The organism is Paraburkholderia sp. BCC1876 (assembly GCF_902833695.1).
Classification (GTDB): Bacteria; Pseudomonadota; Gammaproteobacteria; order Burkholderiales; family Burkholderiaceae; genus Paraburkholderia.
On record NZ_CADFGI010000002.1, the window covers coordinates 1,065,914 to 1,086,309 of the forward strand.

The 20,396-nt window shown below is 64.3% G+C and carries 19 protein-coding genes; 6 read left to right on the forward strand and 13 right to left on the reverse strand.

The features are described 5' to 3' along the window. Positions 1–2: 2 nt before the first annotated feature. The 8 genes from HWY05_RS11180 to HWY05_RS11215 all read right to left on the reverse strand — a co-directional run bounded on the left by HWY05_RS11180 (position 3) and on the right by HWY05_RS11215 (position 8,940). Positions 3–2,612, reverse strand: coding sequence for an EAL domain-containing protein (locus tag HWY05_RS11180; RefSeq protein ID WP_176058350.1), 2,610 nt, complete (start codon positions 2,610–2,612; stop codon positions 3–5). Positions 2,613–2,722: 110 nt separating this feature from the next. Further along, complete coding sequence (locus HWY05_RS11185) at positions 2,723–3,409, reverse strand: amino acid ABC transporter permease (protein WP_176058351.1); 687 nt, start codon at positions 3,407–3,409, stop codon at positions 2,723–2,725. Further along, complete coding sequence (locus tag HWY05_RS11190) at positions 3,406–4,173, reverse strand: amino acid ABC transporter permease (protein WP_035561655.1); 768 nt, start codon at positions 4,171–4,173, stop codon at positions 3,406–3,408. Before HWY05_RS11190 ends, HWY05_RS11185 begins: the two co-directional genes overlap by 4 nt. Before the next feature lie 131 nt (positions 4,174–4,304). After that, the gene (locus tag HWY05_RS11195) at positions 4,305–5,123 is read right to left on the reverse strand and encodes an ABC transporter substrate-binding protein (RefSeq protein ID WP_176058352.1); all 819 of its coding nucleotides are present in this window, start codon (positions 5,121–5,123) and stop codon (positions 4,305–4,307) included. Between the two features lie 148 nt (positions 5,124–5,271). After that, complete coding sequence (locus tag HWY05_RS11200; protein WP_176058353.1) at positions 5,272–6,399, reverse strand: hybrid sensor histidine kinase/response regulator; 1,128 nt, start codon at positions 6,397–6,399, stop codon at positions 5,272–5,274. A gap of 166 nt (positions 6,400–6,565) precedes the next feature. Beyond that, positions 6,566–6,817 carry a hypothetical protein gene (locus HWY05_RS11205; protein WP_176058354.1) on the reverse strand — a complete coding sequence of 84 codons (252 nt, stop codon included), beginning with the start codon at positions 6,815–6,817 and terminating at the stop codon, positions 6,566–6,568. Positions 6,818–7,002: 185 nt separating this feature from the next. Further along, entirely contained in the window at positions 7,003–7,512 is a 510-nt protein-coding gene (locus HWY05_RS11210; RefSeq protein WP_035549676.1) for a nucleoside deaminase, read from the reverse strand. 39 nt (positions 7,513–7,551) lie between these two features. Further along, positions 7,552–8,940: a nucleobase:cation symporter-2 family protein gene (locus HWY05_RS11215; RefSeq protein WP_176058355.1), complete on the reverse strand. Its 1,389-nt coding sequence runs from the start codon at positions 8,938–8,940 to the stop codon at positions 7,552–7,554. A 174-nt stretch (positions 8,941–9,114) separates the two neighbouring features. On the opposite strand from HWY05_RS11215, the gene HWY05_RS11220 reads away from it, so the two are divergent. The 6 genes from HWY05_RS11220 (at position 9,115) to HWY05_RS11245 (ending at position 14,743) form a co-directional block, all read left to right on the forward strand. Next, positions 9,115–10,029, forward strand: coding sequence for a LysR family transcriptional regulator (locus tag HWY05_RS11220; protein WP_035549674.1), 915 nt, complete (start codon positions 9,115–9,117; stop codon positions 10,027–10,029). Positions 10,030–10,389: 360 nt separating this feature from the next. After that, positions 10,390–11,292: a CoA ester lyase gene (locus HWY05_RS11225; RefSeq protein WP_035549671.1), complete on the forward strand. Its 903-nt coding sequence runs from the start codon at positions 10,390–10,392 to the stop codon at positions 11,290–11,292. A 23-nt stretch (positions 11,293–11,315) separates the two neighbouring features. Then, complete coding sequence (locus HWY05_RS11230) at positions 11,316–12,005, forward strand: pyridoxal 5'-phosphate synthase (protein WP_176058356.1); 690 nt, start codon at positions 11,316–11,318, stop codon at positions 12,003–12,005. Beyond that, the gene (gene metC, locus HWY05_RS11235; protein WP_244146581.1) at positions 11,996–13,243 is read left to right on the forward strand and encodes a cystathionine beta-lyase; all 1,248 of its coding nucleotides are present in this window, start codon (positions 11,996–11,998) and stop codon (positions 13,241–13,243) included. The genes HWY05_RS11230 and metC overlap by 10 nt, the downstream gene beginning before the upstream one ends. Continuing rightward, positions 13,237–13,881, forward strand: coding sequence for a glutathione S-transferase (locus HWY05_RS11240; RefSeq protein ID WP_035549665.1), 645 nt, complete (start codon positions 13,237–13,239; stop codon positions 13,879–13,881). Before metC ends, HWY05_RS11240 begins: the two co-directional genes overlap by 7 nt. A 31-nt stretch (positions 13,882–13,912) precedes the next feature. Continuing rightward, entirely contained in the window at positions 13,913–14,743 is an 831-nt protein-coding gene (locus tag HWY05_RS11245; RefSeq protein WP_176058357.1) for a glutamine amidotransferase, read from the forward strand. On the opposite strand, the gene HWY05_RS11250 is transcribed toward HWY05_RS11245, so the two are convergent. The 5 genes from HWY05_RS11250 to HWY05_RS11270 form a co-directional block, all read right to left on the reverse strand. After that, a complete protein-coding gene (locus tag HWY05_RS11250) occupies positions 14,657–15,403 on the reverse strand; it encodes a LuxR family transcriptional regulator (RefSeq protein ID WP_051980483.1) in 747 nt (248 codons plus the stop codon). The genes HWY05_RS11245 and HWY05_RS11250 overlap by 87 nt on opposite strands. Positions 15,404–15,494: 91 nt before the next feature. Next, positions 15,495–15,908, reverse strand: coding sequence for a hypothetical protein (locus tag HWY05_RS11255; RefSeq protein WP_176058358.1), 414 nt, complete (start codon positions 15,906–15,908; stop codon positions 15,495–15,497). 96 nt (positions 15,909–16,004) lie between these two features. Next, complete coding sequence (locus HWY05_RS11260; RefSeq protein ID WP_176058359.1) at positions 16,005–17,561, reverse strand: DHA2 family efflux MFS transporter permease subunit; 1,557 nt, start codon at positions 17,559–17,561, stop codon at positions 16,005–16,007. Continuing rightward, positions 17,558–18,916, reverse strand: a complete 1,359-nt coding sequence (locus tag HWY05_RS11265; RefSeq protein ID WP_176058360.1) for an efflux RND transporter periplasmic adaptor subunit — start codon at positions 18,914–18,916, stop codon at positions 17,558–17,560. The genes HWY05_RS11260 and HWY05_RS11265 overlap by 4 nt, the downstream gene beginning before the upstream one ends. Then, on the reverse strand, positions 18,913–20,370 hold the full coding sequence (locus tag HWY05_RS11270) for an efflux transporter outer membrane subunit (protein ID WP_176058361.1): 1,458 nt from the start codon (positions 20,368–20,370) through the stop codon (positions 18,913–18,915). Before HWY05_RS11270 ends, HWY05_RS11265 begins: the two co-directional genes overlap by 4 nt. Between the last annotated feature and the right edge of the window lie 26 nt (positions 20,371–20,396).

Below are 20,396 nucleotides of genomic sequence, written 5' to 3' on the forward strand. Positions count from 1 at the left end.
TGTTACGCCTGTAGTGAGGCCGATAGTGATACGTGCAATGAGGCCGGTTCAGCAGCAGTTTCGAGCTTGCCGTCGAATCGGCCGCGCTCGCTCGCCAGGGCGGCACACGGCGCATAGCGCGCGTCGTGCGCGGTGCGGATCAACTGCTCGGCGGGAACCGGCCGGCCTAGCAAATAACCCTGCGCGCGGTCACAGCCGATTTCGCGCAGAAAGCGCCACTGGGCGTCGTATTCGACGCCTTCGGCCACGACCGTGATGCCGAGCGCCTTAGCCATTGCGACGATCGCGCGAACGATCGCGCCGTCGGTGGTGCCGGGTCCGATCTGCGCGAGAAACGAGCGGTCGATCTTCAGCGTATCCACCGGCAGACTCTGCAAATAGGCGAACGCCGAGTAGCCGGTGCCGAAGTCGTCGATTGCGAGACTGATGCCGCGCCGCGCCAGTTCACCCAGCAACGCGGCGGTCTCTTCGCGGCCGGTCATGGCCATGCTCTCGACCAGTTCGAACTGCAGGCGCTGCGCCGGTAAGCCGGTGTCGCTCAACACGCGGGCCACGTCGTGCAGAAAACCGTCGTGACGGCACTGCTTGCCGGACAGGTTGACGGCAATGCGTCCGAACTCGAAGCCTTCGTCGAGCCACGCGCGCGCCTGGCGGCACGCCTCGCGCAGCACCCAGCCGCCGATCGGCACGATCAGCGCCGACTCTTCCGCGGCCGGAATAAACTGATCGGGCCCAATCAAGCCACGCTGCGGATGCTGCCAGCGGACCAGCGCTTCCACGCCGGTCATCGCGCCGGTGCGCAGATCGAATTCGGGCTGGTAGTGCAGACGGAATTCGCCGGCCAGCAGCGCCTGACGCAATTCGCCTTCGAGCACGATCCGCTCTTTCGCCGACGAAGTCATCGTCGCCGCGAAGAACTGGAAGTTGTTCTTGCCGACTTCCTTGGCTTCGTACATGGCGCGATCCGCCTGCATCAGCAATTGCTTCGGATCGGTGCCGTCGTCGGGAAACATGCTGATGCCGATGCTCGGCGTCACGAACACGCTTTGCGCGCCGACACCGATCGGCCGGCCGATTACTTCGAGCAGCGATTGCGCGATCTTGCCGACATGGCGGATATCTTCGATATCTTCCGCGACGATCGTGAACTCGTCGCCGCCCAACCGCGCGACCGTATCGGTTTCACGCACGCCGTGCTTGAGCCGCTCCGCAATCACCTTCAGCGTTTCGTCGCCGATGCCGTGGCCGAGCGTGTCGTTGATCAGCTTGAAGCGGTCGAGATCGAGGAACATCACCGCGACCCGTTTGCCGCTGCGTTGCGCGCGCACCATCGCGTGACCGAGCCGTTCGCTGAACAGCGTGCGATTCGGCAGGCCGGTGAGCGCGTCGTGCGTGGCCAGATAACTCAACCGCTCCTCCGCCAGTCGGCGCCCGGTGATATCCGAAAAGATCGCGGCGTAATGCGTGCAGAGGCCGGTTTCGTCGCAGATACCGGAGATCGACAGATATTCCAGGTACAGCTCGCCGCTCTTCTTGCGGTTCCAGATTTCGCCTTGCCAATGCCCGGCTTCCTGCAGGTGTTGCCATAGCTCGCGATAAAAACCCGGCGGCTGGCGGCCGGAACTCAGCAGGTTGGCGTTGCGCCCCACCACCTCGGATTTCGCGTAGCCGGTCAGTCGGGTGAAAGCCGGATTGACCCGTTCGATGGTGCCGTGCAGATCGGTCACCATCACGCCATCGAGCGACGATTCGACCACCCGGTCGGCGAGGCGCAGGTTGTAGCGCGACTCGAACAACGCGTCGTCGCGCTCGCGCAGCGCGATTTGCAGTTCCTGCACGTACTCGTGTTCGATGTCGTTGAGAATATCGGCGAGACCCAGCACACCGATCAACACGTCGTGCCGGTCGAGAATGCCGACATGACGCATGCGATGTTCGATCAGATACTGGCGCGCGGCATACAGACTCTGCGACTGGCGCAGGCACCGAAGCGGCCGGCTCGCATGGCAACCCACCGTGCCGTTCGTCGCGCCGTTCGCGACCAGACCGACGATATCGCGCTCGGTCAGAATGCCGTGCACGCCGTCCGGATACGCGACCACCACCGCGCTCAGTCGTTGCGCGCGCATCAAACGCATGGCTTCCTTCACGCACAGCGCGTGATCGACCAGCACCGGCGCGGCGGTTTTGATCGATTCGATCGACTTCATCCGCAGGAAGTACTCGGCGCCCTGATTCATCACGAAGTCGGTCTGCGTGAGAATGCCGAGCGAGTGCCCCTGGTCGTCGACCACGAGGCAATGACGAATGCCGCTGTTCCTGAAGTGCAACGCGGCATCGCCCAGGCGCGTGTGCTGCGGCAACGACATCACCGGCCAGCTCATCACGGCTTCCACCGGCGTGGCGTGGACGTCGGTGTCGTCGGCCAGCGCCAGCGCGTCGTGTTCGGTCCAGATGCCGACCGCGCGCGGACCGTCCATCACGACGATCGCGCTGCGACGTTGCTCCGCCATGCAGTGGGCGGCGTCATGAATCGATGTGCGCGGCGAGCACTCCAGCATCGAGCCGGAAACCAGCCGCCCGATTTCGATATCCAGCGTGTGATGAGCCATGGCTTGACGGGATCGTAGGTCGCAATTCTGAGATGGCGCCGACAGTACCAGCGCCCACCCCAGCTCACCTTGATCCACGTCAAACGCGCTTTGCCTTGCGCTTTTCCTTGCTAGCCCGGCGTGCCGAAGCGTGCGCTCAGCACGCGCGTCACGGCCCATTGAAACGTGCAGCACAGCACCAGATATACCAGCCCGACGAACAGAAAGATCTGCGCGGGATAAACCATCAGCCGGCTATTGACCTGATTGGCAAGAAAGGTGAACTCGGGCACGCCGACGATATAGGCCAGCGACGTGTCCTTGATCAGCGACACCCATTGATTGACGAACGACGGCGTCATCACCCGCACCGCCTGCGGCAACAGCACGTAACGCAGCGCCTGGCCGCGCGTCATGCCGAGCGACAGCGCCGCCTGCCACTGCCCGTCGCCGATCGCGACGATGCCCGCCTGCACCGAATGCGACAGATAGGCGCCGCCGATCAGCGCGAGCGCGCACACCACGGTCGCGAGTCCGGGGACGTCCGCATGCAAAAGCACGGGCATCAGGAAGAAGGTCCAGAAAATCAGCATCAGCACGGGAATCGCGCGGAACAGGCCCACCACGGTGAGCAGCACGAGATGCGCGATGCCGCGCGTCATCGCCAGCGCGACGCCGCCGGCCAGGCCGAGCAGCACCGACAACGACGCCGACGCCAGCGTCAACACCACGGTCAGCGCGACGCCGCCGAGCGGGCCATTGGGAAACGTGCCGAGCAGCAGGTAGCGGAGGATAGACAGCCAGTCGGGCGCGTTCATGAGCGGCCTCCGCGCGTGATGTAAGCACCACGAGCACCACGAGTACTGCGAGCACCGTGAACGCCATTGCGCTGCCGCAGCAGCAACGCGATTTCAATCGTGGCAATCGTCGCGATGTAAAGCAGCGTCGCCATGCCGAACGACTGGAACGTCTTCAGCGTTTCCGTCTCGACCTGGCGCGACGAGTACGACAACTCGGCCAGCCCGATCGCCATGGTGAGCGACGAGTTCTTGACGATATTCATATATTGCCCGGCCAGCGGCGGCGTTGCGATCCGCACCGCCTGCGGCAGAATCACATAGCGGAACGCCGCGAAGCGCGTCAGTCCGAGCGCGGCGGCCGCCTGATGCTGACCGTCGCGCACGCCGCGCAGCCCCGCGCGGAATTCTTCGCCGATAAAGGGGGTTGCATAGCACGTGAGGCCGATCCAGCCGGCCAGAAACTCGAAGCTCGGCCAGCCGGGTGTCAATGGCCCGAGCGTGAGTGTATGCGGTGTATTCAGCCAGCTCATCGCGCTTTCCGGCATTAGCGCGGCCGCGCCGAAATACCAGAACAGCAGTTGCACGATCAGCGGCGAGTTACGGAAGATCAGCACATAAGCGGCCGCCGCGCGGCGCACGGCCGCATAACGCGCGCTGCGGGCGAGCGCCAGGCCGAAACCCAGCAGCGTCGCGCCCACGATCACACAGGCCGACAGCGCCAGCGTCATGGCGAAGCCGTGCCAGATCCACGCCGTGTAGCGCGGTTCGAGCCACGTGTTCATCGTCATTGTTTGGAAACCATTGCTGTGCGGGAAAATGCGAGGGAAATGCAGAAACAGATCAGCCCGCCGTCAGATGCGCGGCGGGCCGGAGGGTGAGCGCGCTGTGCCTGGCGCTCAGTTCAACGCTTCGCTCAGCTCTTCTGCGGATCGCCGATCTTGAACAGACGCGGCAGCGGCGCGCGGCTCTTCGGGCCGAACCACTGGTCGTAAATCTTCGACGCGTTGCCCTTCGCTTCCAGATCCTGCAGCGTCTCGTTGACCACGCTCAACAGACGCGGCTGGTTCTTCGGCACACCGACGCCTTCGTAGTCGTTCGAGATCGTGAACGGCGGAATCTCGTACTTGTCCTTATCCGGCACATTGGCCAGCAACGCGACCAGCTTCGGGCCGTCCTGCGTGATGGCCTGCACGTTGCCGGCGCGCAGCGCGGCAAACGCGAACGGCGTGTCGTCGTAAGCGACGATGGTCGCGGCCGGATACTGCGCGCGGACCTGCTGTTCGTTGGTGGTGCCCTTGTCCGCGCCGATCCGCAGACTCGCCAGTTGCTGCGGCGACTTCAATACGCCCTTCTTCGCGATGAACTGCGTGCCGGACGCGAAATACGGCGTGCTGAAGTCGATTTCCTTCTTGCGTTCATCTGTAATCGTGAAGTTCGCGAAGACCAGATCGACCTTGTTCGACTTCAGAAACGCGATCCGGTTGGCCGGGTTGGTGGGCTGAATCTCGAGCTTCACGCCGAGTTTCGCCGCGACGGCGCGCGCATAGTCGACGTCGAGACCGACAATCTGATTACTCTTCGGATCGACGAAACCGAACGGCGGATTACTGTCGAATGTGGCGACGCGCAAGACGCCGGCCTTTTTGATGTCGTCGAGTTGATCGGCGTGCGCGACGCCCGCCAGCGTCAATAGCAGTCCGGCAATAGCGGCACGGCGAGTCCAGTTCTTCATGGTGAAAGCCCCTTAAGCAATTGATTTTCTTGATCGTTGCGGGCGCACCCGTCAGCGTGGCGGCCACTGTAGCAGCGCGCCGGGAGGCCACGAACCAAGCATTTGTCAGCTACTAAGTCGGGGATGTCATAACAGCCGTGCGGCGAATCTATCCGCGCGCGGTCGACGACAAATGGCCGGGAAACGCCATCGTCACGGTCGTCCCCTCGCCGAGCGCGGAGTCGATCCGCAGCGAGCCGCCGGACGATTGCATGATGCGGTTGCAAAAGATCGTGCCCATGCCGTGGCCGCCGGCTCCCGCATACGTGGTGACGGGGTCCTGCATCAGACGCGCCTTGATCTCCGGCGCGATGCCGGGACCATTGTCGCGAACCCGGATTTCCGGCTCGGGCGTGGCGACGACTTCGAGTCGCAGCAGAGGATCGGCAGTCGTCTCAAGCGCGCGCAGCGCATTGGACAACAGCGAAGACAGCACCAGCGCCACGCAGTTGGGCATGGTGCGGACCACGAAATCGCCTTGCACGTCGACCTGAATCCAGTCGCGCTGCGAGGCGGCGAACGGATAAGTGTCGAGCAAGGTGGCGATCAGCCGCGTCGCGGTCACTTCGCGCAGACTCACGCCCGACGCCGATTGCTGGGCGCCGCTCTTGTGCACCGTCGCCCAGAACGACGAGATCAGCGTCAGGCAATACTGCGCGTTGTTGAGCATCGACGTGGCCGCGTGACCGATCTCCTTCTGACGCTCCGGATCGTATTGCTCCGCGACGTTGCTGCCGACCGATTGTGCGAACAGCGAGATCGTCGCCAGCGGGGTGTTCAGTTCGTGAGCCAGGAAGGCCAGCGTTTCGTCCATGGCCAGCAGGCGCTGCTGACGCGTTTCCCGCTCGGCGTAGCGCATCATGGCCAGTTGCAGCACCTCGCGGACCTTCTCCGTGCGCAACGGTTTTTCGAGGATGCGGAAAATCTCGCCGGTATTGACGGTTTTCAGCAGCAGGTCTTTATCGGCGTACGCGGTCACGAGAATCCGCACGATCTGCGGGTATTCGTGCGCGACGTGGCGCAGCAGATCGTCGCCGTCGCGGCCGGGCATGCGGAAATCCGTCACCAGCACGGCGATCTCCGCGCCGTGGCGGTCGAGCACGGCCATGGCCTCCTCCGCGCTGCCGGCGACATGCACGTTGTAATCCGCGCGAATGGCGCGTGCGAAATGGTTGCGCGACAGCTCGTCGTCGTCGACGAAGAGAATGGAAAACGGCGGCTGCGGGGTGTCACTCATAGCGTTGTCTGCCGATCGCGGTGGCCAGGGTTGAATGGCGCCCGATTCACGAGTGATGAAATTGGCGTTGGGGGGAACATGTTAGCGCGTTCGCCAAAGCGCGGGAATATTCCGCCTGAGTGCTTATGCGGATTGCGTCGACGCGCCGCTGTGCTGCACGGCTCACTCAGGGGCGCGGTTTGCGCCAGCCGCGCGTGTTTTTCAGGCCGCCGATCCGGCCGACGTTTCGCACGTCTCTGACATCCTGAACGTTGCGCACGTCGGGCACGTCGCGTTTCCCCAGCGCGCCTCGCAAGACGCGCGCGCCCTGTGAATCCCGCTCGCCGCGTTTGCCGCGCAGCACGCCGGAGCGCGCGAGGACCACCGCGACCCAGCAACCGGCGCAGATCAGCACGAGCATGTCGGCCGAGAAGCTCATCTCCGCCCTCCTTTCAGTTCCATGGCGCTTTGTACGCTTTGCATGACCGACCAGACGGGCGAGCGCGAAGAAACGGCGTGCGCGGCGCGTCGGCCGCTTAAAACGGGGGTGCGCCACGCGAGAGGATACTGCATCGGCGGGCCGTCCGGTATGCCGACGAGAACTCGCTCACTCAGTCACGCTCCTTAGCCCCAGAAGCCGATATGCGATTGTTCGGCTTCCTCTTCGAGCAGCGGACCGACCACTTCAATATGCCGTTGTCCGCGCAGGAAGATCTCCCGGCAAGGCAGCGAGAACGTCGGGTTCTCCGGATGATCCCCGGTGAGCGTCAACAGCCGATGCTCGGACAGCGCATACACAACCCGGCCGATGTTGCACCAGTAGATCGCGCCCGAGCACATGCAGCACGGTTCGGCGCTCGTGTAGAGCGTGCATTTCGCGAGTTCGTCCGGGGACAGCAGTTTCGCCGCTTTGGCCGCCGCCGCGAGTTCGGCGTGCTGGGTCGGGTCGCCTTCGGGTGGCATCGAATTATTGCCGGCGGTGGCGATGATTTCACCGCGCTCGTTCGCCACGATCGCGGCGAATGGATGGCGGCCGCTCTTCTTCGATTCCTCGGCGAGGTCGATCGCCGCGCGGAGCAAGGACAGATCGGTCTCGGACAATGTCGATGCGGTGGAAGCTTTTTGTATGTTCATTTTCTGATTCCTTGAATGAGAGTTGAGAGCGTTGAGTGATTAAAGAACTTCCGATTGCGCACTGTGCGCGGAAAGCGATGTAGACGAACCGTGGTCCAGCTCCGACGCCGATCCAACAAGCTGACCGGACCCGCTTTCGCGATTAAGCAAAACATTGAGCACGATGGCGCTGATCGCCCCAAGAAAAATCCCACTGTCCAGCACCAGCTTCAGCGGTCCAGTCACGTGACCGAACAGCGCGGGAAACGACATCGGCAACACGCCGACGCTTACCGATACCGCAACGATAATCGCGTTGCGGGTGCCGTCGAACTTCACACGCGACAACTCCTGAATGCCCGCCACGGTCGTCATGCCGAACATGACGATCGCGCAGCCGCCCAGCACCGGCCGCGGCACCGAAGCGATGATTGCGCCGAGCTTCGGAAACATGCCCATCAGAATCATGATCGCTCCCGCCGACGCCACCACATAGCGGCTTTTCACATTCGACAGCGCTATAAGGCCAGTATTCTGCGTGAACGCGTTATACGGAAAGCTGTTGAAAATACCGCCCAGCAGGGTCGACAAACCATCGGCGCGAAACGCGTTGCCGAGCGTGCTTTGCGACGACGGCCGGCCGATGATCGTGCCGATCGCGAGCACGTTGCCGGTGGTTTCCGCCATGATGACGAGCATCGCCAGTGTCATCACAAGGATAGGCGTCACCGCGAAACGCGGCCAGCCGAATGCGAACGGTGCGCTGATTTCGAACCACGCCGCATCGCCCACGTGCGCGAAGCTCGTCATGCCGCAAGCCGCCGCGATCAGCGTGCCCGCAATCAGCCCGATCAGCACCGAAAGATTGCCGATAAAGCCCTTGAAACGCGCGTAGATGAACAGCGTGATGGCCACCGTGACGAAGCCGAGCACGAGGTTCGCCACCGACCCGAAAGCCGGCGCGCCAGGATCGCCGCCGCCCAGCCAGATCGCGGCCGCCGGCATCAGCGACACGCCGATGATCGTGATCAGACTGCCGATCACGACCGGTGGAAAGAACCGCAGCAAACGGCTGAATACCGGCGCGATCAGCATTGTCAACGCACCGCACGCGATCACCGAACCGAACACGTGCGCCAGGCCATATTGCTTGCCGATCATGATCATCGGCGCGATGGCGATAAACGAACAACCCTGGATCAACGGCAGCCGCGCGCCGAACTTCCAGAAGCCGAGCGTCTGGATCAGCGTCGCGATGCCCGAGGTCAACAGATTGGCGTTGATCAGCGTGATCATCTGTTGCGGCGTAAGACCGAGCGCGCTGCCCAGAATCAGGGGAACGGCCACCGCGCCGGCGTACATCACCAGCACATGCTGCAGGCCAAAACTGACGAGTTGCCGGACCGGCAATATTTCGTCGACGGGATGGACGGCGCTACGTTCACTCATGGTTGTCTCCATTATTTGCATGGCTTCGGGACCGCCGGTTTGCACCGGCGTATCGGGGAAGCTGGCCCGTCGAAGCGCTTGGCCGCGGGCTGGTCGGTGCGCCATAATCCATCAAGGCCGCCGGGCCACCAAATGAACATCCATCGTTTTTTTCAATAGATCGGAAACACGGCCATGCGCTATTCCCTCGATCAACTCGAGATGTTTGCCCGCGTGGTAAAAGCCGGTTCGTTCTCGGCGGCCGCGCGCAGTCTCGGCAAAACGCAATCCACCATCAGCATGGCCATTGCCAATCTCGAAGTGGACTGGGGACTCGCGCTGTTCGACCGAAGCAGCAAATTGCCGGTGCTGACCGCGGCGGGACGCAAACTGCTCAATGAGGCGGAGTTGGTGCTGGAGCGCTGTCTCGATCTGGAGTCGCATGCGAATGATCTGGGTGAGCTGGTCGAGCCGGGTCTAACGCTCGCTATCGAAGTGCCCTACAACACGCTGATGCCCGCGTTGTTCGATTTCGCCGCGCAGTTTCCCGATGTCGATCTCGACATTCGTCATCCGCTGCATGGCGATGTGAGCAAGCTGCTGCTCAACGATGAAGTGGACCTGGGGGTCGCGTTCGCGCAACCGGACTATCCGCGCGATCTCGGTTTTTCGCAGATGGGCAAGCTGATTCTCGCGCACGTGGCGCGGCGCGATCATCCGCTGGCGCAACGCGATAGCGTCAGCTTCGCCGAGCTTGGCTCGCATCGGCGGCTGGTGTTCAGCGCGCACAACAACACGTTGCCGAGTACCGAATATCTCGACTCGACGCGTTGCTGGCAGGCCGAGAGTTATCTCGCGCTGCTGGAGATGACGCGGGCGGGCCTCGGCTGGACCACGTTACCGAGGCAATTGATCCGGCGCGAGCTCGACGAAGGGGAATTCGTCGAACTGCAACTTGCGGCTTATCCGCATACCGACTGGCAGGTCGGCGTCGATCTGATCTGGTCGAAGGCGCGCGTGCTCGGTAAAGCGGGGGTCTGGCTCAAGCGCCGGTTGCAGGAGCACAAGGTGTTCGAGCTGGACCGCAACGGCAACGCCACCACGTTGTAGCGCGTACGAAATACCTACGCTTGTCTGCCGCACACTGACATTCCTGATAGTTGTTGCCGGCGGCGGCCGCGTTTAATCTTTGGCCGACTCAACGACGCCTGACGCAACCGGGACTGCTCACCGACACAACGACCGATCGACCGATGCATGACGAGCGGTAGCCCGCACGGAATCACGTCATTCACTCAACCGTATCGGTGTTGCGGACTCAACCCGTCCCGGCCACGGGCGTCGCCAGATCACTCCATCCCATCACGTAGCGCACCGGCTTGAACGCTGGCGCGTTGCGCGGCCTATCCGCTTCATCGTCACCAACGTAGCGCGCGCACTCACGAGGTCCGCGCCTGAGAGGAATATCCGATGCCCCTGCTCAATCGACGTCCGCCGCAGTTGCGCCGCTCCTGGCTGTTTCTGGCCGGCGCCGACCGCGAAACACTTCTCGCCGGTCCGCAGACCGGCGCCGACGTCCTCGTTCAGGAACTCGAGACTTTCACGCCGCCGGCACGCCGGCCGGAAGCCCACCGTATCGCGGACGAAGTCCTGAAATGCTGGCGCGACGCCGGCGTGCTGACCTCCGTGCGCGTGAACCCGCTCGACAGCGGCGGCGTGGACGATCTGCGGGCCGTCATGCGCAGCCGCCCGGACATCATCATGATGTCGTTCGTGTCGACGCCCGAACAGGTCGTCGCGCTCGACGAAGCCGTCACGCGTTGCGAAGCGGAGTACGACATTCAACCGGGTTCGACCGAGCTCGTGCCGAATATCGAATCGCCGCTGGGCGTGGTCAACACGATGGCGATTGCCCGCTGCAGCCGCCGGATTTCCGCGGTGCTGGTCGGCACCGAAGACATGGTGGCCGATCTCGGCGCCGAACGCACGCACGCCGGCCACGAACTCGATTACGTGCGCTCGCGGTTTCTGCTCGAATGCGCGGCCGTCGGCGTCACGGCGATCGACTGTCCGTACAGCTACGCGGACGTCGAAGGCGCGGAACTCGACATGCGCAGGTCGCGCGCGTTCGGCTACAAGGCCAAGGGCATCGTCAACGCGCCGCTCACGGCGATCGTCAACCGCGTGCTGACGCCGAGCGCAGACGAAGTCGCGCTCGCCCGCCGCGTGATCCAGACCTTCGACAAAGCCCGCGAACAATCGAACGGCCAGCGGGTCGCCGCCGCCGTGGTGGACGGCTTTCTCGCCGAAGTCCCCGACTATCTCGCCGCGCACCGGTTGCTCGCGCGCGCCACGCAATTCGGCCTCGCATGAACGACATGGACACTCGCCTAGCTATGACCGCCTTTGAAAGCCGCCTGAAGTCGCTCAAGACCCTCGCGGGCGCTCACCAGACCTTCGACACGAACGCCGTGCCGGCCACGCCGCACGCGCTGTTCGAGCAGTGGTTCGATGCCGCGGTGGAAGCCCGCGTCAGCGAACCGCAAGTCATGACGCTCTCCACGGTCGATCTGGACGGCGCGCCCGACGCCCGCTCCGTCGTGCTGCTCAACATGGACACGCAAGGCTGGCATTTCGCGGCCAACGCCACGAGCCCCAAGGGCCGTCAGTTGACGCACCGGCCCGAGGCCGCCATCACGTTTTACTGGCCCGCCACGGCCCAGCAGATCCGCTTGCGCGGCAAGGTGGAGCGTTTGTCCGACGAGGCGTGCCGCGCGGATTTCATGGCACGTCCGGAGCGCTCGCGCGCCAGCATTCTGATCGGCCGGCAGAGCGAAGTGCTGAACAGCCAAGACGATCTCCGGCACGCACTGCACGAGCAACTCGCGCGCGTCGCATCGCAGCCGGAGCTGGTGTCGCCGCACTGGGGCATGTACGCGTTGGCGCCGCATGAAGTGGAGTTCTGGCAGTCGGATGCCGAGCGCCGTTTTACGCGACTGCGCTACGTGCGCGTAGGCAGCGGCAAAGACAATGGCACGGGCAGCGGCGTGGACGCTTCGTGGGAGCGCAGCCTGCTATGGCCATGAGTCGCGCTACGCCGGACGCGCCGCCCGCGTCGCCGTACACGCCGCTGCTGGACCGGTTCGCCGACGCGACCCGGCTCACGCTCGCGGGACGCGACCCCGGCGCCTATCACGGCTTCGTCAATCCGCCGGTCTATCACGGCTCGACGGTACTGAGTCCGACCACGCACGACCTCTTGCACCGGACCCAGCCGTACATCTACGGCCGGCGCGGCACGCCGACCTCCGACGCGCTCGAACACGCGCTGATCGAGCTCGAAGGCGGCGCCGGCGCGGTGCTGTGTCCGTCGGGGCTGTCCGCCTGCACGCTCGCGCTGCTGTCGTGTCTCACGCCGGGCGATCATCTGCTGATGACGGACAGCGTCTACGGCCCGGTCCGGCATGCCTGCGACGGCGTGCTGCGGCGCATGGGCATCGACACCACGTACTACGATCCGCTGCTGGGCGCCGCGCTCGAACCGTTGATCCGGCCGCGTACCCGCGCGGTCTACGTGGAGTCGCCGGGGTCGTACACGTTCGAAGTGCAGGACATCGGCGCGATCACCCGCGTGGCGCACGCGCACGGCATGAGCGTGATCGCCGACAACAGTTGGGCCACGCCGCTGCTGTTCCGGCCGCACGATCATGGCGTCGATCTGTCGATCCAGGCCGGCACCAAATATCTGGTCGGCCATTCCGACGCGATGCTCGGCACCGTGTCCGCGAACGCCGCCGCGTGGCCTGCGTTGAAGCAACTGCACGGCGATCTCGGTCTGTGCGTCGGCCCCGACGACATGTATCTCGCACTACGCGGCCTGCGCACGCTGGGGCTGCGTTTGCGCCAGCATCAGGAGAACGCGTATGCGGTGGCGAGCTGGCTCAAGCAGCAGCCCGAGGTGCTGGGCATTCTGTTTCCCGCGTTCGAGGATTGCCCCGGTCACGCGCTCTGGAAACGCGACTTCAAAGGCACCTCCGGACTGTTTTCGGTGATCCTGCATGCCGCGCCCGACGAAGCGCTCGCGGCCTTTCTCGACAGTCTCGAACTGTTCGGCCTCGGCTATTCGTGGGGCGGTTTCGAAAGTCTGGCGGTGCCGTTCGACCTGCAGTCGCAGCGTATCGCGCAGCGTTGGCCGGACGGCAGTATCGGCGTGCGTCTGCATATCGGCCTCGAAGCGCCCGCCGATCTGATCGCCGATCTCGCCGCCGGTCTGCAACGCTACAGCGCCGCCTGCCCCGCGCGGCAGGATGCCGCCACATGCTGACGATCTGGGGAAGACGCAGTTCGTTCAACGTGCAGAAAGTGCTGTGGCTCGCCGGCGAGTTGGGGCTGGCGTACCGGCATGTGTCGATTGGCGGTGAATTCGGCGGTTGCGAAACGGCCGAATTCGAAGCGCTCAATCCGACCCGGCGTATTCCGGTGATCGAGCTCGACGGCGAGATTGCGTGGGAATCGCACACGATCCTCCGGCTGCTTGCCGCACAGACGCGTCAGGCGCCGTTCTGGCTCGCCGATCCGTTCGCGCGCTCGCATGCCGAGCGCTGGATGGACTGGTGCCAGACCACGCTCGAACCCGATCTGATGACCGGGCTGTTCTGGGCGATGGTTCGCACGCCCGAGTCCGAGCGTAACTGGCCGCTGGTTCACGAGAAGAACGCGCGCTGCACCCAGCACTTCCAGATGCTCGACCGGATACTCGCCACGCGGCCGTTTCTGAGCGGCGACGCGTTGGGGCTCGGCGATATTCCGGTCGGCGCGACGCTGTTCCGCTATTTCTCGCTCGACGTCGACCGCCCGGCGCTGCCGCATGTGAACGCGTGGTATCGGCGACTGCAACAACGCCCCGCCTTTCGCGAGCACGTGATGGTCTCGTTCGAAGCATTACGCGGCCGTCCCGGCTGACCCACTGAATTTGCCAATCCGCCTATCCGCCATGTCCCTTTCACACGACGCACCGCACACGGCATCCGGCAACCCGCATGGCCGGATTCTCATCGTGCTGCATCGCGAGCAATCGAGCCCCGGGCGCGTGGGCCGTCTGCTGCTGCAACGCGGCTACGAACTCGACATTCGCCGGCCGCCGCTCGGCGATCCGCTGCCCACGACACTGCGCGACCATGCGGGCGCGATGATCTTCGGCGGCCCGATGAGCGCCAACGACAACGACGCGTGGATTCGCACCGAAACCGACTGGATCGGCGTGCCCTTGCGCGAGCAGGCGCCGTTTCTCGGCATCTGTCTTGGCGCCCAGATGATGATTCGTCATCTGGGCGGAAACGTGACGACACATCGCGACGGCCGCGCTGAAATCGGCTACTGGCCGATCAAGCCGACACCGCTCGGGCGCGCGTTGTGTCTATGGCCGGAGCGCGTGTATCAATGGCACCGCGAAGGCTTCGACAGTGTCGCGGGACTCGAACGGCTGGCCGCCGGCGACGAGTTTGAAAACCAGGCGGTGCGTTACGGCCCGGCCGCGTACGGCGTGCAATTTCACCCGGAGGTCAGCTATCAGATGATGCGGCGCTGGACCGCCGCCGCCGCACACAAGCTCTCCGCGCCGGGCGCCCAGGATATTCCCACTCAGACTCGCGAAGCGCATCGGCACGATCGTGCCGGCGTCGCATGGCTCAACAGTTTTCTGGACACATGGCTCGCCGGACGGCCTGCCGATTCGTTACTAGCTGGCGGCGAGACCCGCGGTCATGTCGGTGACGCTGAGCAGGCCCCATTCGATCGCCTTCAGCACGGCCTCATGACGACGTGACACGTTGAACTTGCGGCGGATATTGTTGAAGTGAAAGTTGATGCAGGACTCGCTCACGTTGAGAATGTGGCCGATCTCCCATGAGGTCTTGCCGAACGCATGCCAGCGCAGACATTCCGTCTCGCGGCGGCTCAGGCGGGGCGCCGAGCCGGATCGGGTATCGAACCCGAACTGGCCGATCGCCTCGCTCGTAATGTCGCGCAGCAACGACAAACGCGGCAGGCAGCGCAGGCAATTGTCGTAGGTGAGCGCGTATTCATCGTTCACCGCGCACGTCAGCATGCCCACCTCCCCCTTCAATCCATACAGCGGCAGCGTGACGCCACGGTTCAGACCAAAGGCGCTCGCTTCGTCATGAAACTCGCGCTGCGCCGGGGCGACGAAAAAAGCCGGGTCCCAGATCAGCGGCATGCGTGATCTGAAACAATGTTTGAGCAGCGGATCGACCTGATCGAAGGAACGCTCGCGATAGCGCTGCTCCCATTCCGGCTCGCAGTTGCTCCACATGTGCGCTGCGCAGAAAGACACCCCCTGCGACGGCAACACCGCGAGCACCACCTTGTCGAAACCCATTTTTGCAGTCGCGTCGAGAATACGGTGGCGTAGCGCGCACTCGTCGGTCGGCACGAGCAAATCCAAGTAATCATTCTGGCCGTTCATTCGTATACTCCCGTTTTTTCTGTTCGTTCTGGTGTACTGATATAACCGTCCCGAGCGTCTCGCAGCCCTGTTGCCAATCGGAACGGCGGCGTTAGTCTCCCGTTTCCGACAGCAATTGCCTACCTATCTTCTTGGCATCGTCGAGCGTGGCCACCGCTTCGAGCGGAATGCCGAAGGCTTTCGAGATCGCCGCCGCGCCGGCCTTCGACTCTTCGCGCTCGCGCTCGTCGGGTTCGACCGTGATCAAGGCCTTGCAGACTTGCGACAGTGCGTCGCGGTTCGTCTTGAGCCACATGCCGCGGTGCTTGCGGTCCTCGTGCGTTTCCTCGGGGCGCGGCGAGATGAACAGCAACACGAAGTGCTCGCCGGTCTTCAGCAGCGCATTCATGTCCTGCTCCCAGGCCACCGCGTAACCGGGTGCGATCGCGTCGTTGCGGGCGATCACGAGCGGGAATTCCGACAGATCGAACACGGCGGATGTGCTCAGTTCATGGCTCAGATTCATGATTCAGGTTCCTCTTGCAAGTTGAAAAAAATCTTGATTGGGCGGGTGCGCCGGCATTCGATGCCCGGCGCACCCGCGCTTCATTGCTTTAGCGATTCAGCGCTTGGCCCCCGCGGGCGCACCGCCGCCCGGCCTCGGCCCGAATGGCGGTTTAGCCAGCCACACCAGCACGATCACCGCGATGTAGACCCAACCCAGCGCGAACGCGACGTCGTTGAACGAGATCTGATAGGCCTGCGCGTCGATCATCCGGTCGAGCAGCTGATAGCCGGTTTGCGGATCCCCCTGCCCCAGCACGCGCAACTGTTGACGCACCGCCGGATCGAACACGCTGATGCTCTCGGTGATCTGCGCGTGGTGCTGCACCGCGCGGCGCTCCCACAGGAACGACGTGATCGACACCGCGAAGCTCGCGCCGAGCGTGCGCAGAAAGGTCGACAGGCCCGAGCCCGCGGCAATCTCGTCGGGCTTCAGATCCGACAGCAGAATGCTGTTGATCGGCATGATGAACAGCGCGAGCCCGAGTCCTTGCAGCAACTGGATCAGCGCGATGTGCTCGAAGTCCACGTCGAGAAAGAACTGCGACCGCAGAAACGACGCGCAGCCGAGAATGCCGAACGCCATGCACACCAGCATCCGCATGTTGAAGCGCGGCGCGTACTTGCCCATGAACGGCGTGAGCAGCACTGGAATGATCCCCATCGGCGCGGCCGCGACCCCGGCCCAGAAGGCCGTGTAACCGAGCGTGCGCTGCAGCCATTGCGGCACGATCACGTTGACCGCGAAGAACGCCGAATACGCCAGCACCAGCGTCAACGTCCCGGCGGCGAAATTGCGATGCTTGAAGAGCCGCAGGTTGACGATCGGATTCGGCTCGGTCAGCTCCCAGATCAGGAACAGCAGAATGCCGAACGCGGCCACGACCGACATCCACACGATGAAGGTCGAGTTGAACCAGTCCTCGTCGTTACCCTTGTCCAGCACGATCTGCAATGCGCCGACGCCGAGTATCAGCGCCGCGAGACCGACATAGTCCACCTTCGCCTTCGCGGTGGTTTCGGGCCGCCCCTGCATCTGCGCGTACACCATCGAACACGCGAAAATGCCGATCGGCACGTTGATCAGGAACGACCATTCCCACGAGTAGTTCTCGGTGATCCAGCCGCCGAGCAAGGGCCCCGCGATCGGCGCGACGACGGTCACCATCGCGATCATCGAGAGCGCGAAACCACGCCGCGCCGGTGGATAGATCGACAGCATCAGCGCCTGGGTGGTCGGAATCATCGGTCCGGCAACGAGGCCCTGGAACGCGCGGAACGCCACCAGTTGCGGCAGACTATGCGCCAGTCCGCACAGCAGCGAGGCGAATGTGAACAGCAGCGTCGCCCAGACGAACAGCTTCACCTGGCCGAAGCGCTTCACCAGAAAACCCGTCAGCGGCAGCGCGATCGCGTTGCTCACCGAAAAGGTGGTGATCACCCAAGCGCTCTGATTCGTGCTCACGCCAAGATTACCGGCGATGGTCGGCAGCGACACATTGGCGATGGTGCCGTCCAGCACCTGCATGAACACGGCCAGCGCAAGGCCGAAGGTGGTAAGCGGGACGCTGCGGGGCCGGAAATCGCTGCCGGCCACAGCCGCGGGCGCGCTCATTTCACGCTCGCCGTGGCACCGGCTACCGGCAGGTTGTCGTGGATCACCTTGTCGACCAGCGCATTCGCGAGCTGTAACTGGCGTTGATACAGATCGCTACTGAACAGCGGTTCGCTCGGCGGCTGATGCGCCAGCATCGCGCCGTCGCGATTATGCAGATCGACGCTGGCGTGCATCGACAGGCCAATCCGCAGCGGATGCTTTTCCAGCTGTGCCGGGTCGGTGAATTCGATCCGCACCGGCAAGCGCTGGACGATCTTGATCCAGTTGCCGGTGGCGTTCTGCGCGGGCAGCAACGCGAACGCGCTGCCGGTGCCCACGCCAAGCGCCTGCACCTTGCCGCTATAACGCACGCTGCCGCCGTACAGATCCGAGCGCAGCTCGACCGGCTGGCCGATACGCATCTCCGAGACCTGCTTTTCGGTGAAGTTGGCGTCGACCCAGACTTGCCGCAGCGGCACCACGGCCATCAACGGCGTGCCCGGTTGCACGCGCTGGCTCAATTGCACCGTGCGTTTCGCGACGTAGCCGGTGACCGGCGTGACCAGCGTGGCACGCGCGTTTTCCAGATAGGCGGCGCGCAAGCGCGCGGCGGCCGTTTCCACATCCGGATGCGACGCCACGGCCGTATCGTCGACCAGCGCCTTGCTGGTCTGATACTGCTGCTGCAGATTCGCCAGCGCGCTCTGTGCGCCGACGAACGCGCTTTGCGCCGATACCAGCGTGTCGTGTGCATGCGCCAGCTCTTCGGCCGAAATCGCACCCGTGCGGCCGAGATCGCGGCGGCGTTCGTAGTCGGCACGGGCTTTATCGAGCGACGTACGGCGCGCGTCGACTTCCGCCTGCGAGCCCTCGAGACTGTCGTGCAAGCCGCGTTCGTTGCTGTACAGCCCGCGCACCTTGCGCACCGAGCCGGCCAATGCGGCCTGCGCACCGGCCAGTTCCACTTCGGTATCGCTCGGGTCGAGCTTCACCAGCGTGTCGCCGCTGCGCACGAGGTCGCCGTCGTCGGCGCCGATCGACACCACCGTGCCCTGCACCTGCGGCGTGATCTCGACGACGTTGCCTTGCACGTACGCGTTATCCGTCGCCTCGTACCATTGGCCGTATAAAAAGTGCCACGCGAGCCACACGGCGATACCGATTGCGAAGCCGGCGATCAGCAAACGCAGCAGCAGTTTGCGACGCCCGGAAGCCGGCGGCGTCGGACTGCCGCCCGCGCCACCCGAGCCGCCGGGCGCGGCGCCGCCCGGCGACTGTTTCGCCGGTTCAGGCGGGGCGCCCGGACGTAGCGCGGTTTGATTCGCAGGCGCGGCGGCCTGACCTACGGGTTCGAGAATTTTTTCGCTGCTCATGGCGTAGCTTGAATGTCGAGAGAAGGAGAGACGGCTGCGAACGCGGCGTCGGGGCGCTGCGGCATGAAACCGCCGCCCAGCGCCTCGACCAGTTGCAGAGACAGATCGACGTGTTGCGCGCGCAATTGCGCCATCCGTTTGCTGGCAACCAGCAACTGCTGACGCACCACCAGCGCTTCCAGATAACTGCCCACGCCCGCGCGATAGCGCTGGTCGGCGAGCGCCCATGCGTCGTGGGCGGCGTCGAACGCGTGTTGCTGCGCGTCGATTTGCAGTTGCATCGATTGCAGGCTGTGCAGGTTGTCGGCGACCTGATTGAGCGCGCCGATCAGCGTCTTGTTGTATTGCGCGACCGCCACGTCGTATTGCGCGTCGCGATGCTGCAGATTGCCGCGCAATGCGCCGCCGTCGAAGATCGGCAGACTGATGGCCGGCGTCACCGAGTACGTGCGCGAAGCCGCCTGGAACAGCGACGCGCCGCCGCGCGTGGCGAGCCCCGCCATGGCGCTCAGACTGATGTTGGGCAGGAATTCCGTTTTGGCGCTGGCGATGTTGCGGCTCGCCGCCTCGACCCGCCAGCGCGCCGCGACCAGATCGGCGCGGCGGCCCAGCAGATTGGCCGGCAGGTCGGCCGGCACCGCGAGCGCGGGCACCGGCAACGCCGCAGGACGCTGGATCGACAGACCCGCGTCCGGCCCCTGGCCCAGCAGAATCGCGAGCGCGATCCGTGCGCTGGCAATCTCCTGCGCGGCCATCGCCTGTTGCTCCATGGCGGTTGCCACTTCGCTATCGGACTGCTTGAGTTGCGCCTGGTTGTCGATGCCTTTGTGAACCCGCTGCAGCGTCAGATCGCGCGCTTCGTTGGCGCGGTCCGCTTCCGACTGCGCGACTTCCTGCTGCGCATACGCGTAGTTCAAATTCGTATAGGCGCGCGCCACGTTCACCGAGAGCTGGATGCGCGCGGCCTGCGCGTCGACTTCCGTCGCGCGCGCTTCGCCTAACGCGGCTTCCCATGCGGCTCGCTTACCGCCCCACAGGTCGATGTCCCAGTTGAAGCCGAGATTGAGTCCGCGCGTGTGATAGAAGAAACCGCCGCCCTCTTCTTCGCTATACACGGTGCCTGACTGACGCTGCGCGGTGAAGTTGGCGTTCGCGGTCAGATTCGGAAAGCGTGCGGCGTTGGCTTCGGTCACCTGCGATTGCGCGTCGCGGGCCCGTGCGTCGGCGATCGCGAGGTCGGGGTTGCCGGCGAGCGCGCGCTCGATCAGCGCCGTCAATTGCGGGTTCCCCAGCGCGACCCACCAGTCGGTGGCAGGCCATGCGCGGTTGGCGTCGATGCCCGCGAGACTCTGCGACGCCTGCAACTGCGACGGATCGCTCAGCTTGCCGACCGGCGCGAGCCCGCGGCTGGTGACGCAACCAGCGGACGTGATCAGCAACGCCGTCGCCGTCATCCATGCCGCGATGCGAGATGCATCAC

Coding starts and splice junctions, on each gene's coding strand:
- HWY05_RS11195 (WP_176058352.1), bottom strand. CDS start 5,123: ATGAAGAACTGGACTCGCCGTGCCGCTATTGCCGGACTGCTATTGACG.
- HWY05_RS11200 (WP_176058353.1), bottom strand. CDS start 6,399: ATGAGTGACACCCCGCAGCCGCCGTTTTCCATTCTCTTCGTCGACGAC.
- HWY05_RS11270 (WP_176058361.1), bottom strand. CDS start 20,370: ATGACGGCGACGGCGTTGCTGATCACGTCCGCTGGTTGCGTCACCAGC.
- HWY05_RS11240 (WP_035549665.1), top strand. CDS start 13,237: ATGCTGACGATCTGGGGAAGACGCAGTTCGTTCAACGTGCAGAAAGTG.
- HWY05_RS11190 (WP_035561655.1), bottom strand. CDS start 4,173: ATGAACACGTGGCTCGAACCGCGCTACACGGCGTGGATCTGGCACGGC.
- HWY05_RS11225 (WP_035549671.1), top strand. CDS start 10,390: ATGCCCCTGCTCAATCGACGTCCGCCGCAGTTGCGCCGCTCCTGGCTG.
- HWY05_RS11245 (WP_176058357.1), top strand. CDS start 13,913: ATGTCCCTTTCACACGACGCACCGCACACGGCATCCGGCAACCCGCAT.
- HWY05_RS11185 (WP_176058351.1), bottom strand. CDS start 3,409: ATGAACGCGCCCGACTGGCTGTCTATCCTCCGCTACCTGCTGCTCGGC.
- HWY05_RS11260 (WP_176058359.1), bottom strand. CDS start 17,561: ATGAGCGCGCCCGCGGCTGTGGCCGGCAGCGATTTCCGGCCCCGCAGC.
- HWY05_RS11230 (WP_176058356.1), top strand. CDS start 11,316: ATGACCGCCTTTGAAAGCCGCCTGAAGTCGCTCAAGACCCTCGCGGGC.
- HWY05_RS11180 (WP_176058350.1), bottom strand. CDS start 2,612: ATGGCTCATCACACGCTGGATATCGAAATCGGGCGGCTGGTTTCCGGC.
- HWY05_RS11265 (WP_176058360.1), bottom strand. CDS start 18,916: ATGAGCAGCGAAAAAATTCTCGAACCCGTAGGTCAGGCCGCCGCGCCT.
- HWY05_RS11210 (WP_035549676.1), bottom strand. CDS start 7,512: ATGAACATACAAAAAGCTTCCACCGCATCGACATTGTCCGAGACCGAT.
- metC (WP_244146581.1), top strand. CDS start 11,996: ATGGCCATGAGTCGCGCTACGCCGGACGCGCCGCCCGCGTCGCCGTAC.
- HWY05_RS11255 (WP_176058358.1), bottom strand. CDS start 15,908: ATGAATCTGAGCCATGAACTGAGCACATCCGCCGTGTTCGATCTGTCG.
- HWY05_RS11220 (WP_035549674.1), top strand. CDS start 9,115: ATGCGCTATTCCCTCGATCAACTCGAGATGTTTGCCCGCGTGGTAAAA.
- HWY05_RS11205 (WP_176058354.1), bottom strand. CDS start 6,817: ATGAGCTTCTCGGCCGACATGCTCGTGCTGATCTGCGCCGGTTGCTGG.
- HWY05_RS11215 (WP_176058355.1), bottom strand. CDS start 8,940: ATGAGTGAACGTAGCGCCGTCCATCCCGTCGACGAAATATTGCCGGTC.
- HWY05_RS11250 (WP_051980483.1), bottom strand. CDS start 15,403: ATGAACGGCCAGAATGATTACTTGGATTTGCTCGTGCCGACCGACGAG.